This window comes from Natronosalvus halobius, assembly GCF_024138145.1.
GTDB classification, from domain to species: domain Archaea; phylum Halobacteriota; class Halobacteria; order Halobacteriales; family Natrialbaceae; genus Natronosalvus; species Natronosalvus halobius.
Window position 1 is genome coordinate 128,700 of sequence record NZ_CP099998.1, and the last position, 15,559, is coordinate 144,258.

Annotated in this window: 11 protein-coding genes and 2 pseudogenes; 5 read left to right on the forward strand and 8 right to left on the reverse strand. The window is 58.9% G+C overall.

What is annotated here, in order from left to right; all coding sequences use genetic code 11:
• Positions 1–21: 21 nt before the first annotated feature.
• The 5 genes and pseudogenes from NGM15_RS17505 to NGM15_RS17525 form a co-directional block, all read right to left on the reverse strand.
• A pseudogene (locus NGM15_RS17505) lies at positions 22–577 on the reverse strand (transposase domain-containing protein).
• 226 nt (positions 578–803) lie between these two features.
• A pseudogene (locus tag NGM15_RS17510) lies at positions 804–1,049 on the reverse strand (DUF8013 domain-containing protein); the annotation flags it as partial.
• Positions 1,050–1,137: 88 nt separating this feature from the next.
• Positions 1,138–1,902 (reverse strand): pirin family protein, encoded by a 765-nt coding sequence (locus NGM15_RS17515; RefSeq protein WP_253438995.1) that lies wholly within the window; start codon positions 1,900–1,902, stop codon positions 1,138–1,140.
• A 370-nt stretch (positions 1,903–2,272) separates the two neighbouring features.
• Entirely contained in the window at positions 2,273–3,391 is a 1,119-nt protein-coding gene (locus NGM15_RS17520) for an ABC transporter ATP-binding protein (protein WP_253438998.1), read from the reverse strand.
• A 39-nt stretch (positions 3,392–3,430) separates the two neighbouring features.
• Positions 3,431–4,591 (reverse strand): ABC transporter substrate-binding protein, encoded by a 1,161-nt coding sequence (locus NGM15_RS17525; protein ID WP_253439000.1) that lies wholly within the window; start codon positions 4,589–4,591, stop codon positions 3,431–3,433.
• A 273-nt stretch (positions 4,592–4,864) separates the two neighbouring features.
• Here NGM15_RS17525 and NGM15_RS17530 point away from each other — a divergent pair, with 273 nt between their 5' ends.
• From NGM15_RS17530 to NGM15_RS17540, 3 genes are all read left to right on the forward strand, one after another.
• Positions 4,865–5,761: an ABC transporter permease gene (locus NGM15_RS17530; protein WP_253439003.1), complete on the forward strand. Its 897-nt coding sequence runs from the start codon at positions 4,865–4,867 to the stop codon at positions 5,759–5,761.
• Positions 5,761–6,600, forward strand: coding sequence for an ABC transporter permease (locus NGM15_RS17535; protein ID WP_253439006.1), 840 nt, complete (start codon positions 5,761–5,763; stop codon positions 6,598–6,600). Before NGM15_RS17530 ends, NGM15_RS17535 begins: the two co-directional genes overlap by 1 nt.
• A 116-nt stretch (positions 6,601–6,716) precedes the next feature.
• A complete protein-coding gene (locus NGM15_RS17540; RefSeq protein ID WP_253439008.1) occupies positions 6,717–8,060 on the forward strand; it encodes an aspartate aminotransferase family protein in 1,344 nt (447 codons plus the stop codon).
• A gap of 151 nt (positions 8,061–8,211) precedes the next feature.
• Here the strand turns inward: NGM15_RS17540 and NGM15_RS17545 are convergent, their stop codons facing one another.
• Both NGM15_RS17545 and NGM15_RS17550 read right to left on the reverse strand, forming a co-directional pair.
• Positions 8,212–10,533 (reverse strand): aminotransferase class III-fold pyridoxal phosphate-dependent enzyme, encoded by a 2,322-nt coding sequence (locus tag NGM15_RS17545; protein WP_253439010.1) that lies wholly within the window; start codon positions 10,531–10,533, stop codon positions 8,212–8,214.
• A gap of 394 nt (positions 10,534–10,927) precedes the next feature.
• Positions 10,928–12,235, reverse strand: coding sequence for a glutamine synthetase family protein (locus NGM15_RS17550; RefSeq protein WP_253439013.1), 1,308 nt, complete (start codon positions 12,233–12,235; stop codon positions 10,928–10,930).
• A gap of 170 nt (positions 12,236–12,405) precedes the next feature.
• On the opposite strand from NGM15_RS17550, the gene NGM15_RS17555 reads away from it, so the two are divergent.
• On the forward strand, positions 12,406–13,035 hold the full coding sequence (locus NGM15_RS17555; RefSeq protein ID WP_253439016.1) for a type 1 glutamine amidotransferase: 630 nt from the start codon (positions 12,406–12,408) through the stop codon (positions 13,033–13,035).
• Positions 13,036–13,070: 35 nt separating this feature from the next.
• Here NGM15_RS17555 and NGM15_RS17560 read toward each other — a convergent pair whose 3' ends face one another.
• On the reverse strand, positions 13,071–14,396 hold the full coding sequence (locus NGM15_RS17560; RefSeq protein ID WP_253439019.1) for an aminotransferase family protein: 1,326 nt from the start codon (positions 14,394–14,396) through the stop codon (positions 13,071–13,073).
• A gap of 152 nt (positions 14,397–14,548) precedes the next feature.
• Here NGM15_RS17560 and NGM15_RS17565 point away from each other — a divergent pair, with 152 nt between their 5' ends.
• The gene (locus NGM15_RS17565; RefSeq protein WP_253439021.1) at positions 14,549–15,556 is read left to right on the forward strand and encodes an ornithine cyclodeaminase family protein; all 1,008 of its coding nucleotides are present in this window, start codon (positions 14,549–14,551) and stop codon (positions 15,554–15,556) included.
• Positions 15,557–15,559: the final 3 nt, after the last annotated feature.

Consider the following 15,559-nt stretch of genomic DNA (forward strand, 5'->3'; position numbering starts at 1 on the left):
TCAGATTATCCGATTGCAGCATTACGTAGGGTTCTGGAGCCATGTTTTGGCAGTTATGTGATCAGTGTTTCTGAAACTGTTTCTAAACAAGGTAGTTCGTCGTTTTACTTGTTAGAAGATAAGTTCAATGGCGTATCAGTTATCATGTCGTTCCTATCGAAATGTGAGCCCTCGTCGATGGAAGGCAGCAAGTAACCACGGTGCCGGATCGATGAGAAACAAGAAGTCTTCGACGCCGTATTTCTCAGTGAATTCAGAAAAAATATCGATATAACTTCAGTAGTTTGCGTCGTAAAGAGCCGTGCGTGGAGGAATCCATTGGTTTGTGGATCGGCTGTAGCGGACAGCCAGTAGCGATAGTCGGTGAGTTAAATCACCGTCTCGTCGACGGCGACGTGATTCGAGACTCGCCGTCTGTGGGCTGTAGATTTGCCTCTGCACCCAGCTGTGAACGGTGGGTCGAGCCTGTTCAGCACCGAATATCTCTATTCCAATAACAATATTTGAAAGTGATACTTCCCGTAGATGGGGCTGAATACTAAGGCACATGAACTCAACACGGTGTCACCTTTCGCACTACAAACCCTAACTGAACTCATGTGCTAGATCCGTCCAGGCTGGTGGATACGGGCATATCTACCACGAACGCCACCGTCTCACTCCGTCAATCTCTATTCTGAACAGCGCCGTATCGGCCAAATACTCCGATCCATTGGTTAAAGAACAGCTCTCGGAATGCGGCACCTGTTGGTCACCGACGCCGATATCGACCGTTGCCTACGACGACCCCTGTTTGATGCTTGTCGTGCCCACTCGATGGCCCACTGAGAAACGGGATCTACTCCGCCCTTGCCATGGATGTACCACCAGCGAGCCGCCTTCAGGACAACCAGTGGATTCGTCGGTGGCTGCTCATTGGCGAGCTCACGTGTGATCGATTCAATCTCGTCGGGCACATCGACGAGATTGACCACTTCTGATTGGATGTTCGCGATATCGACCGGAATGGCGTCGATTGAGACGTTGTTGGTACTTCGTTGTCGAATCACAGTAAGTCGCCTACTTTTGAGGACCTTCGATAGAGCCCTCTCCAGGATTGCGAAAAAACGGCTACCGAAGAACCGGCTCGCCGCTGTCTCAGCGGCCGATCGTACCCTGTCGAGTGATCGGAGCGTCGGGGTTAATGGCAAACGCGACGATGGTCGAGTTGTCGGTTGCGGTGACGGATACGTCGCTCTCGCCCGTCACGAGTGCGGTCTCGGTGTAGCCGACTGACTCTTCGCCGATGTCGATTGCTCCCTCGAAGACATAGCAGTAGGTGTCCCAGCCTGACCGAGACGGGAGCGTGGTCGTGGCGTCGGCGTCGAGTCGGCAGTCGTAGCAGTGGACGTCGTTGCGGACGGACAGCGGGGCGTCGCTTTCCGTGGGGCCGAACAGGTGGCGCCACTCGTTGGGGACCGGGTCCGGGATCGGCTCGTGTTGAATGCCGGGCTCGAGATCGAGACTGTGCGGGCGGACGAAGATCTGGAGCATCCGCAGCGGTGGGTCGTCCACGAGTGTCTCCTCGGCGTGCCAGAAGCCGCTGCCGGCGTTCATCACCATCAGGTGTTCGGCATCCGTGACGAGATTGTTGCCCTCGCGGTCGTCGTGGCGCATCACACCGTCAGGCACCCAGGAAACGATCTCTTCGTCGCGGTGCTGGTGCATCCGGATCAGCGTCCCCGGGTCCATGAACGACTCAACGACCGTCGCCAGTGGGCCGTAACCGTGGTCGTCGTGGCCCGGCACGGCCTGGCCGGGAAAGTTAAAGTGGATCCTGAATTTTCCCTGATTTTGGGAAATTTCCGTTCGTGGAGCAGTATATATTCGTGACTGTGTCTGTGCTGAAGAGGAGTCTTCCATTGGCTCTCGATAGGCTCTCAAGCACTATATGGGTTCTGCGCGGTGGGTCCTTGAATAGATAGGTAGGTGGTCCTGAACAGCGACCGGTGATTACTATAGTTATCAGCCGTTGTCACCCTGATCTTTCATCCATGCGTGGGGGCCTGGCAGGCTTTGATCCCAGCAGTGTCGTTCGCGGCGGATTCCCGATCGGTGGACTCGTGTTGATCGGTTGGGGCCGGCTCTCACGCAGGTTCGATGATCCGGGTTCCGATGCATCTCAGTGTCCTGCGGTCTGCACGCGCGGGCGAAACCGGAAGAGAACGGTCGAACCGTGGCGAATGAACGTGTCCTGGCCGACCGACGTCACGGCTCGAGAGGTGGAAAGTCCTCAGTCCGCGATTACCTGTCCGACGGTCGAGGGAAACCCGATCGTCACTCGATCGCCGACGTCGAAGTCGTCGGTTTTATTGTTCGACTGACATTCGACTTCGAGCGATCGGGAACCAATATCTACCTGGTAGTTCTTCAGCGATCCCTTGTAGATGGCTTCGGTGACGGTTCCTTCCCACTCGTTTTGATAGCCGAAGTGTCCATCAGAATCGGCCACCGCGATTTCCTCGGGACGGACCGAGAGAACGGCCTGTGCTCCGCCGTGGGCCCCCCGTCCGTCTACGTTGATGGTGTAATCATCGGACTGAAGGGTCGTCCCGTCGGACGAGACCATCCCCTCGAAGAGATTCGTCTCACCGAGGAACGTCGCAACGAACTTCGTCTCGGGTGTCTTGTACAGTTCGTTCGGCGGCCCGACCTGCTCGATCTGTCCCTCGTTGACGACAGCAATTCGGTCGGACATCGTCAGCGCCTCCTCCTGATCGTGTGTGACGTAGATGAACGTAATCCCCAGTTCTTCCTGGATCTTTTTGAGTTCGACCTGCATGTGCTGGCGCAGTTTGCGGTCGAGACTCGCCAGGGGTTCGTCGAGCAACAGGACATCGGGTTCACAGACGATGGCTCGGGCCATCGCTACCCGCTGTTTCTGTCCTCCTGACAATTCGGTCGCCTTTCGGTCGTGGTATCCCGGGAGTTCGACCAGTTCCAACGCCTCGGAGACGCGGTCGGCCCGCTCGTCGGCGGGGACGCCGTCCATCTCGAGTCCGAACGAGATGTTCTCTTCGACGGTCATGTGCGGGAACAGTGCCCACTCCTGGAACACCATGCTCGTGTCGCGCTTGTTCGCGGCCGCGCTCGTGATCCGCTCGCCGCTGATGTACACATCGCCAGCCGTAGGCGTTTCGAGACCGCTTATCATCCGCAGGGTGGTCGATTTGCCACAGCCAGAGGGGCCGAGAAGCGTGAGAAACTCGCCCGACTCGATCCGGAGACTGAGGCCGTCAACGGCGGTAATCTCCCCGAACTCCTTTTGAAGCCCATCGAGTTCCACGGTTCCGGCACTCGACTTGGTGCGTTCGCTTCGTCTACTGACGTCGGCATCTACGATTTCGTTCATGTGTCACGTGTCTATCGAAGTGGTCATAGTGTTACCCATCTAGATTCCGCCGTCGGCTTTGGCCTCTTCCCACATCTCCGTCCACAGCTCGGTGTCTTCCGCGAACTCGTACGGCGTAGTCTGCTGAGAGATGGTTTCCGCGGCGTCGAACCCGTCTTCGTGGAACATCAGAGCTTCTTGTTGGTCCGCGTCGAACAGATCGAAGGATTCGGTGTTCACCGGTGGGCTCTTCGCTGCCGGATCCCACGCGACACTGTGCTGTCCCTCGGGAGAGATGATGCGGTTCATAAATTCGATCGCGAGCTCCCGGTTGGACGGATCTTCGACTAGACACATGCCCTCCGTCCACTGCATTCCACCCTGTTCGGGGAGGACGACATTGACCCAGTCGTGGCCCTCCGCGCGAAGTTCGGACATCGTGAAGTTCCCGACCGGCGAAATGACGATGTCCTCCTGAAGGAACGCCTGCCGAATCGCGCTGGTACCGCTGTAGATCGAACCCATGTTCTCGAACATCCTGATGAGGTGATCCTGGATGTCGTCCAGTTCCTCCTCAGTCTGTTTGAACGGGTCGTAGCCAAGCGACTGTGCAATCTTCGGGATGTTCCACGTTGGCCAGTCCATGATGCCCATCTTGCCCTTGTACTGACCGTCTGGGCCGCCAGTCCAGAGTACCTCGTACGACTCGTAGTGTTCTTCTGGAACCTCGTCCGTGTTCACCGTCAGCGTGTCCCACCCCCATCGCGTCGGCAGCGCGTACATCTCGTCGTCGTAGGCGAACGAGTCGAACGGCCACTGGAACTGCTCGAGGAAGTTATCCATCTCCGGGAAGTCATCCGGATCGAGTGGTTCGATCGTTCCTGCTTCGGCGTGACGGGCTGCCCACGTGTTGTTCAGTGTGAGCAGGTCGTAGTCGGACGTCCCACCGCTCTGGAGCATGTTGAACCCCTCCGAGTCGCTCGAGAGGAGGCTGATATTGACGGTCGCGTCGTGTTCCGATTCGAACTCGTCGATGATCGTATCGGTGCCGTACCCTTCCCAGGTGAGGACGTTGATCGTGGATCCGCCTTCAGATCCGCCGAGACAGCCCGCCAACGCTGCCGTTCCGGCGAGTCCTACTGACTGTACGAATCGACGCCGCGAAGAACCGCTGCGGTCTCCGCGACTGGAAGCGAGTACACCGTCGGTAAACTTACTCATTGTAGTTCATGCTACATTGTCCCACGACTCTATATAATATTTTCCCTATCCAATATCCTGCGGGAGATTTCAACATGGTCCGGGATCATTCAAAATATTGGAATCCTATTTCAACCTCAGAGTTGTTCTCGGGCGAGATCCGACGAATCTCGTCCCTGTGTGGATCAGACGACCGTTGAGTACCGATCGATCCTCCAATCGACGCGAAATCGCTGTGTCCATCGACTTCAAGGAAGCACAAGCTATATTGCGCCGCGTTTGAACATAGCAGGTATGCCGGCAGATCCAAACAAAAACGAGAGTAAATCTCGGACTATAATCAATCGGGTGAGACGATCGGATGGATTCCTGGCGACAGGGGGACCGATTCTGTTGCTTGAGTTGCTCTTCTTCGTCGGTCCGCTTCTCATTATGTTCTTCATCGCGACGATGCGGATGGAGAACCTGGCGCTCGAACCAGCGTACACGCTCGAAAATTATGTAGGAGTGTTTACGGGCTCGGCGAACCGACTTGCGTTCGTCAATACGACGATGATCGCCGTGTTGACGACGGTGACGGCGGTGGTCGTCGCCTACCCGTTCGCCTACTACATCGCCCGGTTTGGGGGGCAGTATCAGAACCTGCTATTGATTCTGGTCATGATCCCGTTCTGGACGAACTACATCGTTCGGATCTACGGGTGGCAGATCATTCTCGGTTCGAGAGGCGTCCTGAACAGCGCGCTCATCTGGATGGGTGTGATAAACGAACCGATCTCGTGGCTCATCAATACGAAATTCTCTATCTGGCTCGGTTTGACTTATCTGTGGCTTCCGTTTATGGTACTCCCGCTATACTCCAGCCTCGAAAAGATCGACGAAGATCTGATTGAGGCTGCCTACGACCTCGGCGCGTCGCGTCTGGCGGTGTTTCGCCGCATCGTCCTTCCGCTGTCGATTCCCGGTCTCGTCGGCGGAATCATTTTCGTCTTCATCTTCAGTATGGGTGCGTACATCGTGCCGGCGATGATCGGCGGGGGCGAGTTGTTCGTCGGGACGCGAATCGAGTACACGTTCGGTATCGGTGGCAACTGGCCGATGGGGGCGGCCCTCGGCAGCGTCCTTATGCTGATTGTCGCCGGCGTCCTGTGGACGCTCATGGGATACACTAACGTGGAGGAGATGTTCTAATGAGTACCGAAACGACGAGCGACACCTCGAACGTTGAGGGCGAGACGGGGATTCGTCTCGATTCGGTTCTGACCGTCGCGGAACGCTACTGGCTACCAGTCTGGACGGGTCTCGTATTCCTGTTCCTCTATGCGCCTATCGCCGTGCTGATCGTCTTCTCGTTCGAGCAGGGGACGTTCTCGTCGCTTCCGTGGGACGGATTTACGACGCAGTGGTACGCGGAGATGGCGAACGATACGCGCCTCATTCGGGCGACGATGAACAGTCTGCGCGTTGGAGTCGTCGTGACGATCGGTGCGACGATCCTCGGTACCCTCGGTGCGATCGCGCTCGTCCGATCTGATTTCCGCGGACAGGGGTTGTTCCGCGGTCTCATAATCGCGCCGATGACCATCCCGGGACTCATCCTCGGTATCGCACTGTTGCTCTGGTTCAACATTCTGAACATCAATACGTCGCTGCAGACGGTAATGATCGGACAGCTCGTCTTCGTGACGCCGTTCGTCGTCATCACTGTGAGCGCGCGACTCCGTGGCTTCGATCCCCAGCTGGAGGAGGCAGCCCGCGATCTTGGCGCGAGCAAGTGGCAAACCTACCGTCGCGTAACGTTACCTATCCTGATGCCCGGGATCATCAGCGGCGCACTGTTCGCGTTCACCCTCTCGTTCGACGACTTCCTGATCGCGTTCTTCACCAGCGGCGTCCAGAACACGCTCCCGATCTACATCTGGTCGAAGATTCAGCACGGCACCGATCCCGTCATCAACGCGATCAGTACGATGGTGTTGCTGTTCAGCATCGCACTCATCGTTGCGAGTGAACTCATCCGGAGACGATAGCGTCGAGCGTCTCCGACCTACGACAACCGACCGTATTCTTGGACTGAATTCTATCGAAGGGATCGTATTTGAACACAGTATAAATATTTATATTGGCTGGTGCGAACGTGTTTCTCATGGAGATTTGGGATAGCCTCGAATCAGCGTACGTCGATCGAACGCCACGGAGCAAGGAATGCTACGAAGAGATCCGAAACCACGTCCCGGCCGGCGTGGCTAGTACGTACCGCGCCTGGGATCCGCACCCATTCATCGTCGATCGTGCGGAGGGCGTTCACCTCCACGACGTAGATGGTAACAGCTATCTCGACTTCGACATGAACAACGGCGCGGGGATGGTTGGGCACACCCACCCGGACGTCAACGCGGCAGTCGCGGAGCAACTTGATGAGGGCACCTTGTTCACGCACCCCCACGACCTCCTCGCGGAGGCTGCGAAGGAACTCAAAAAGCGGTGGGATCCTGTCGATCTGGTCCGGTTCACCAACAGCGGGACGGAGAGTACGATGCACGCGATCCGTATTGCGCGAGCCTACACGGGGAAGGATAAACTCCTGAAGATCGAAGGCTCCTACCACGGTGCTCACGACGCCGTGTTGATCAGCAAGTCGACGCCGGAAGGAAAGCTCGGCCACCCGGAGCGGCCGCCGAAGCTGATCGAAAGCGAGGGGATTCCCGAGGCGGTCGCCGAGACGGTCGAGGTCGCTCCGTGGAACGATCTCGATGCCGTCGAGGGGATCATGCGCGAGCACATGAACGAGATCGGCGCGCTCATCGTCGAACCGATCGTAATGAACGTCGGCGTCACGCAGCCGTACGGAGAATTCCTACAGGGTCTCCGTGAACTCTGTGACGAGTACGGCATCACCTACATCTTCGACGAGGTGAAGACGGGAGTCAAAGTCGCCCCGGGCGGCGCCGCGGAGTACTACGGCATCGAACCCGATCTGGTCACGATGGCCAAGAGTATCGGGGGCAACTTCCCCGTCGGAGCCTTCGGCGGTCGAGAGGAGGTTATGCGGACGATCGAAGACGGCGCGGCCCACTACGGAACCTACAACGGTAATCCGCTCGTCCTCAGGGCGGTCACGACTGTCCTCCGTGACGTGCTGACTGACGACGCTTACGACCACGTCGATGGGCTCGGTGAGCGACTCGTCGCCGGTTACGAGGACGTCATGGCCGACGCTGGGATCGCTGGCCATGTCGAACACGTCAACTCACAGGGAATCGTCCACTTCACCGACGAACATATCGAGAACTACCGTGACTTCGTCGAACACATCGACGTCGAGTTCCACGAGAACTACTGGTTCGCGATGCTCGAACAGGGCGTCCTACCGCACCCTCACGACGCCTCCCAGCAGTGGACGATCAGCGTCCAGCACGAGGAAGAACACATCGAGCAACACCTGGAGGCGTTCAAGACGGTCGCCCCGCAACTCGCGGAGAAGCAGTAAGGAATACCGTCTATTTCACCCGTTCGACCGAACTCAAATACCAGGGCGTTGTGCCGTCTTGTTCTCGTTCTCACTCCATGACGTGGTCACGGAAGGCGTCCAGTTCGCGGCGTTTCGCCGCTACGTACACCTGTCTACTCTCCGATTCCAGCTACTCCCCGAGGACGTCGTTTAGCCCCTCCAGGAGGCGGTCTGCGTGCTCTTTTTCGAACACCAGCGGCGGTCGGATCTTCAGCACGTTACTGTACTGGCCGGTCGAACCAATGAGAATTCGACGCTGACGGAGTCCGTTGACTATCGCCGTCGCCTCATTCGGTGCCGGCTCCCAGGTCTCCTGGTCTCTGACGAGTTCGACACCGATCATCAGCCCTCGTTGACGAACCTCGCCGATGAGTTCGTATTCGACTGCCAGTTCTCGTAGCCCGTCACTCAGGTACTTGCCGACTTCGCCAACCTGAGTCAACAGGTCTCTCTCCTGGATTTCGTCCAGCACCGCTAACGCAGCCGTACAAGACACGGGATTCCCGCCGAACGTACTGAAAAAACCCGTCTGATCGTACAGCGTTGACGCGATATCTGACCGCGTCACAACGGCTGCGACGGGATGTCCATTGCCCATCGGCTTGCCTAGGGTAACGATGTCGGGGACGACGCCTGCGCTCTGGAACCCCCACAAGTTCGAACCGCACCGTCCGTACCCGGTTTGTACCTCGTCCGCGACGACGATTCCCCCTGCCTCACGGACGCGATCGATCATCAACTCTAATTGCTCTTCCGCAGGCGGGTGGATACCGTCGCTGGTGAACAGCGAGTCGAATATGAATGCCGCAGTTCCCGACCCTTGATTCTCGAGGGTTGCCAGCGACTCGGTCATGCTTTCGACCGGGTCTCGGTCTGCGTGCGTTCGGTGAGGGGATTCATCGATCGGTGGCTGGACCGTCTCGATGTGATCTGGACAGAAACCTTCGGGCCAGATTGCGGGCGATTGCGCCGTTGTCGCCTCGGTAATGCCGTGATAGGCGTTCCCCGAAACGATTGCGCCGTTGTTTCCGGTGGCGGCCGTGGCCAACCGCCAGGCGGTGTCAGTCGCCTCGCTTCCGGAGTTGACGAACAGGATTCGGTCCAGTTCCTCGGGCATCGTCGCTAGGATACGTTCGGCCAGCGTGACTGGCGCTTCGTGCAGGTACCGAGTGTTGGTAGCCAGTTTGGATGCCTGCCCCTCGATGGCGTCCGTGACTGCGGGGTTTGCGTGACCCACAACCTGGACGTTGTTGTACGCGTCGAGGTAGCGCCGGCCGGCGGAGTCATACAACCATACATCCTCGCCGGCGACGGTATGGACGGGGTCGTCGTACGAGAGTGGCGACGATCCGAGAACCTGGCGTCGCCGAGAGACCAATTCGGACGTCTCCAGTCGGGGATATGGAAGGTCACCGCCAAGCGCAGCGGTTCGCAAACGCCGACCGACGACATCCAGTCCCCATTCGTCGAGCGATCGCAATAGTTCCCATCCGTCGTCGACGCCGGCGACGCTGTGCTCGTCGATCTTTTCAGGATGTTCGTCGGCCCGCCACGCGACCGTGACTCCCCAGGTGAGATGCCGTGCCGCGACGAGATCTACCAGTAGGCTAGCCTCCTCGTCTTCGAGTGGCGTAACGCTAACATAGCCCCGGATCACCGCCTGGGCTGCCTCGATCGGATCTTCACGGCGATACATTACGCTCGCGACAGCCATCACGAGGTCGCTCACGAGGGCCGTATGGGTGAGATCGCCGAAATCTACGATTCCGCTGACCTGATTTCGCTCATCCAGCAGCACGTTGTCGAGCGTGAGATCGTTGTGGATTACTTGTGCACGGAGTACATCGAAAACCGGTTCGACCCGATCCTCGAACCGATCGAGGATGCGGCTGGCGAGCTCGTGTCGTTCTTCGTCGGTAACGTACTCAAGTACAGATCGAAGTTCGGAGGCGTGTCGCAGATCCCACAGTATCTCGTAGTCCGCATCTGGATGGAAAAAGCCACGGAGCGATCTCCCAAGTCTCGCCACTACCGCCCCGTACTCGTACAGGGCGTCCTCGTCGAGCTCCTCTCCCGAAACAGTTCGCCCCGAAACGTGTGTGAACATCCGCACGAAGTACGTCTCACCGTCATCGACGGACGTCCAGGACGATCCATCAACCGTCGGAACGGGCTCCATCACTGGGAGGTCAGGATCGATCCGATGCACGTGGCGCAGGGCCTCGGTCTGCAGGTCGAGTGACGAGACGTCATCGGCCGGGCTGGAGATTTTCAGTACGTACGCCTCGCCGTCGCCGACATCGATTCGAAAGTTCTGGTCCCGCTCTCCACCGAGTTCTGTCACCGTCCCTTGCTTACCAAACTCGTGTTCGGCGATTCGTGCCGCTTGCTGTTCCTCTAACGTCGGGGGCTGTACGATAAACGGTTCTAACAACGTGGACGCGTCTGTCATCGGTGGTTCTTCGTCCGATCGTAGATGGTTATATTCAATAAAGTTTCGCTAATATGTTATCGAAGCTTCACCCCTGCTTTCGTGGGTAGTGTTTCGTCAGTAGGCTCGGCCAGCGAGCGATGTTTGGGGCCATGAGTTGGCCGCTCTTGGTTCGATGTGACTGCACTAGTTCAAAACCGAGTTTGCGGAGCCACTGGAAGTCGATGCGTACCCGATCGAACGACGGTTATGCAATCTATGGGTAAACCGTTTACAGTTGTTGCCATAGTAGCCGTCATCGATGAGGGGGACGATTGCCACAATAGATCAACGAGCCCTTCTCTCACTTTATTTCAGATATTTCACCAGACCTGATCGCCACAACCCTCTGTGACCGCGCTTCCGATACGAACTCTTAGACCGTCTTCACGTACTGGTCGCGTTCCCAGTCGGTGACGTGATCTCGGAACGCCTGCAGCTCACGCCGCTTCGAGGCTGCGAACATGCGCACGACGTCCTCTCCGAGGAGTTCGACGAGCCTGTCGTCTGTCTCAAGCGCGCGGAGGGCGAGATCTGGCGAGCGCGGGAGTTCAGGTCGGTCGCCGGTCGGGTCACCTTCGGTCGGCGCCGGCGGTTCCAGTTCGCGTCGGAGCCCGTCGAGGCCCGCAGCAATCGTCCCGGCCATGACTAGATAGGGATTGGCGTCGGCGCTGGCAATCCGCGCTTCCAGACGGGGCTCTCCCAACGGGACGCGGACCGCGGTCATTCGGTTGTCGTACCCCCACGAGGCGCTGTAGGGGACGAACGAACTCGGCTCGAATCGCTTGAACCCGTTGATGTTCGGTGTGCCAAGCGCGGTCAGCGCGTCGGCGTGTTCCATCAGGCCACCGACGAAGTACCGGCCCCGCTCGGAGAGTGTGCCGTCCGTGTCGGCCTCGAAGGCGTTCTCCCCGTCGTCGAACGCGCTCACGTGGAGGTGATAGCCACTGCCCGGTCGGTCGGCGAAGGGCTTGGCCATAAATGTCGGCCACTGATCGAAGCTCCGGCCGACCTGCTTGACGAGTCGCTTGAAGTCGAAGGTTGTGTCCGCCTGTTCGAGCGGTTGGCCGTAGTCGAACAGCACCTCGAGCTGGCCGGCTCCGTGTTCGTGGTGGAGCGCGGTCAGATCGATTCCGTAGTCGCCAGCCCACTCGACGAGTTGGTCGTAGAAGCCGGCGACCTCTTCGGTTGCCCACGAGACACACTCGTGGTTGCCGCCGGTCGCGGGGATGTACTCGTCCTCAGGCCCCTCCTCGAGGAGGTAGAACTCGAGTTCGCTTCCGGCGTAGAAGTCGAACCCAAAGTCGTTGGCCGCGAGTACCGACTCCAGGGCCGCACGCGGCGAACTCGCCAGCTGCTTGCCTTCATGAGTGAACGTACACAGCACCCGGACGGCGTTCTCGCGCCAGGGGAGGCGTGTCGTCGTCTCCGGGATCGGATGGACGATCCCATCACCGTGCCCAATCTCCGCGCCGAGTCCGGATCCCTCCGGGACGTGATTGCGTGGCGTCTGGGCCAACAGCACGAGGTTCATCGTGAACCCGTCCGCCCACTTCTCCAGGAAGGTGTCGGCAGTGAGCTGTTTCGACCGAGAGATCCCGTTGACGTCTGCGAACTCGATGAAGACGTGGTCGACCGCCGGGTCCTCGATCAGCTCGACCATTCGGTTGGTCGCGTCGGTCATTCGGGTAATCCCTCCTCGCGGATCCGCCTCCTGCGGTTCGCCCCCTCACAGGGTACCCCCTCACGGATCGACTGCTGTGTGGTGGATAGTCTCATTGAGTATATGGCACTGTCTGAAGATTGCGACTGAGGTACTATAATTTATTGTTTCCCACTCGGTACGGGCTATTGATGATACTCGTCCTCGACGACGAAGTCAGACCGGAGTATCGCTATCTCGGCCCGGAGATTGCCCACTTCATCTCCACGAGCGACTACCACGTCTACGCAGAAGACCGCGATCACCCTCCGCTGGAGGAGTATGACGGAGTCGTCATCAGCGGGAGTACGGCCAGCGTCTATGAGGAGGGATATCCCTGGTTCGAAACGCAGATGGATCTTGTCCGAACATGTCTCGATCGGGGCGTGCCGCTGCTGGGCGTCTGCTTCGGACACCAGCTCGTCAACAGCGCGCTCGGCGGAACCGTCGTCGAGGACCGTCGCCGAGCGACGTTCGTCGAGATGACGGCCGTCGATTCGACCGATCCGATCCTCGATGGAGTCGAACCGGTCGTCCCCGTCTTGCACTCGGATCTCGTCGTCGAACCGGGCGAGGGGATGGAGGTCATCGCTGAAACGGCCTACAATGAGTACTTCTGTACGCGCCACGCCGACGCACCGGTCTGGACGGTGCAATTTCACCCCGAGTTCACCGAACGCGTCCGCGACCGGCCGAGCGACTGGTCGGACGGTGAGTACTCGTTCGAGGAGTGTAACGCGACGGCCGTTCTCGAGAACTTCGAGGCGTACTGCCTGCAGTAGACCCGTTCTTTCGCGATTTGAACGACCGTTCGTGACTACGCGAAGACGGTCGCGAACGCGTCGTCAAGGATCTCGATCGCGTCGGCGACATCGGTTTCGTCGATACACAGCGGCGGCGAGATCATCAGCTGGTAGTCGGGACGGCCGAGACCGATCAGTAGTCCGTTCTCCTTTGCCGTCTCGACGACGTCGGCGACGGGATTCTCCTCGTCGTCGTCCACCCACGAGTTGGCGAACGGTTCGCCGGTGTCCGGATCTTCGACGACGACCCCCCAGAGGAAGCCGCGGCCGCGAACGTCGGCAATCACGTCGTGATCCTCCGCGAGCATCTCGAGTTCGTCCTGGAGGAGTGGCGCAATCGATTGAACGTTGTCGATGAGACCGTCCTCGTACTCGCGGATCGCGGCGCGTCCGGCGGCACACGCCACTGGGTGGCCGGCAAACGTCTGCCCGACATCCGTCCCGCCGTCGCGGACGGCGTCCGCAATTTCTTCGCGCATGATGACCCCACCGAGGGGCACGTAGGAACTCGTCACTCCCTTCGCGAACGTGATCATATCGGGATCGACACCCTCCGTCTGCATCGCAAACATCTCGCCGCAGCGGCCGAACCCGGTGATCACTTCGTCGGCGATGAAGAGAATATCGTAGTCGTCGCAGATCTCCCGGACGCGTTCGAAGTATCCCGGCGGTGCCGGGTATCCCCCGCTCGATCCGGCGACGGGTTCGAGGACGATCGCCGCGATCGAGTTGGGACCTTCGTTCTTGACGACGAACTCGAGATGATCGGCGGCCTTTTCGGCGAGTTCCTCCCCTTCTGCATCGAATGCCTCGGGTAACGGAGGGAGGAACTTCGCGCCGCCCGTCATCGACGCGTGGGACTGGACTGCGTTTCGCGTGGACGGATCGCCGGTCAGGTTCGCCGCGCCGTACGTACTGCCGTGGTACGATCGCCACCGCGTGAGGATCTTCGAGGCATCCGTGGTTTCGCGGGCGATCTGGATCGCCAGTTCGTTCGCTTCGCTCCCGGAGACGGAGAAGGTGACGTCCGTGAGCGGTTCGGGAGCCACCGACGCAAGTTCGGCGGCCAGTTTCGATCGCGTATCGTTTTCTTTTGCCGACGAGACGTACGGGATCCGCGCGAGCTGGTCGGTGATCGCCTCGACGATCCGATCGTTGTCGTGGCCCGCGTTGACGCAGTACAACGAGGCAACGAAGTCCAGGTAGGTGGTGCCGTCGGCGTCCGTCACCGTCGCGCCCGCCCCCTCGGTAATCGCCACGCCGTCGCTCTCCGGATCGTACCAGTGCGGGATCGTCCTCGTCTCCTGATCCAATTCCGGACCAGAACTGTTGGATTTCATTCTATATATGTCGTTATCGTTGGTAATATATATTAGTACCGGTGTGCGAACCCGTATATTGGACAGAATTTAGATAAACGGGCTGAAATAGAATACGAGACAATATTGCCGGCACAATCTGAACTATAATGTTCTGATACTCGATTCGGTGTATGGAGACGTTACTACTTTCGAGCGAGGACGTTCGAGAGAACGCGACGATGGACGACGTAATTCCGGCCGTTCGAGACGCCTTCGCCGCGTACGAACGAGGGACAGCGCTGATGCCGCCGAAGTCGTACGTCGATCTCGATCAGTACAACGGAGATTTCCGCGCCATGCCCGCGTACCTGGATGCCGGTGACTGGGAGGCCGCTGGGATCAAGTGGGTCAACGTCCACCCGGACAATCCGACGGACCACGACTTGCCGACAGTGATGGGGACGATGATCTACTCCGATCCCGAGACTGCGCTGCCCTTGAGCATTATGGACGGAACTGAACTGACCATGAAACGTACCGGCGCGGCCGCGGCGGTCGCGACCGACGAGCTCGCCGTTGAGGACGCCTCGACGCTCGGCATCGTCGGTGCGGGAATCCAGTCATACACGCAGGTTGAGGCGATCGCTGCCGTCCGACCGATCCGGGAAATCGTCGTCAGCGACCTCGACGATGATCGTGTCCGGCGGTTCATCGACCACTTTGACGATCGATTCGACGTCCGCTCGGGAGCCGTCGCCGACGCCGCGTCGTGTGACGTCCTGTCGACGGTCACACCGGTCAGGGAACCTATCGTCGATCTGGACGACCTTGGCGAACACACGCACGTCAACGCGATGGGTGCCGACGCGGAGGGGAAACAGGAACTAACCGCTGACGTGATCCGCGAAGCAAAACTTGCGATCGACGATCATGCCCAGACGACCCACTCCGGAGAGATCAACGTCCCGTACACGACAGGCGCGATTACGGACGACGATATTTACGCTGACATTGGCGAGATCGTGGTCGGCGCCGCGGAGGGGCGAACGAGCGACGATGGCATTACGGTCTTCGATAGCACCGGGCTGGCAATCCAGGACGTCGCAACCGCACACATTGCCTACCACGCAGCGACGGCACACGGAAACGGAACCGAATTCGATCTCCTCGGACTCGGTGAACCGCGTTCCGCGCGGTAAGTT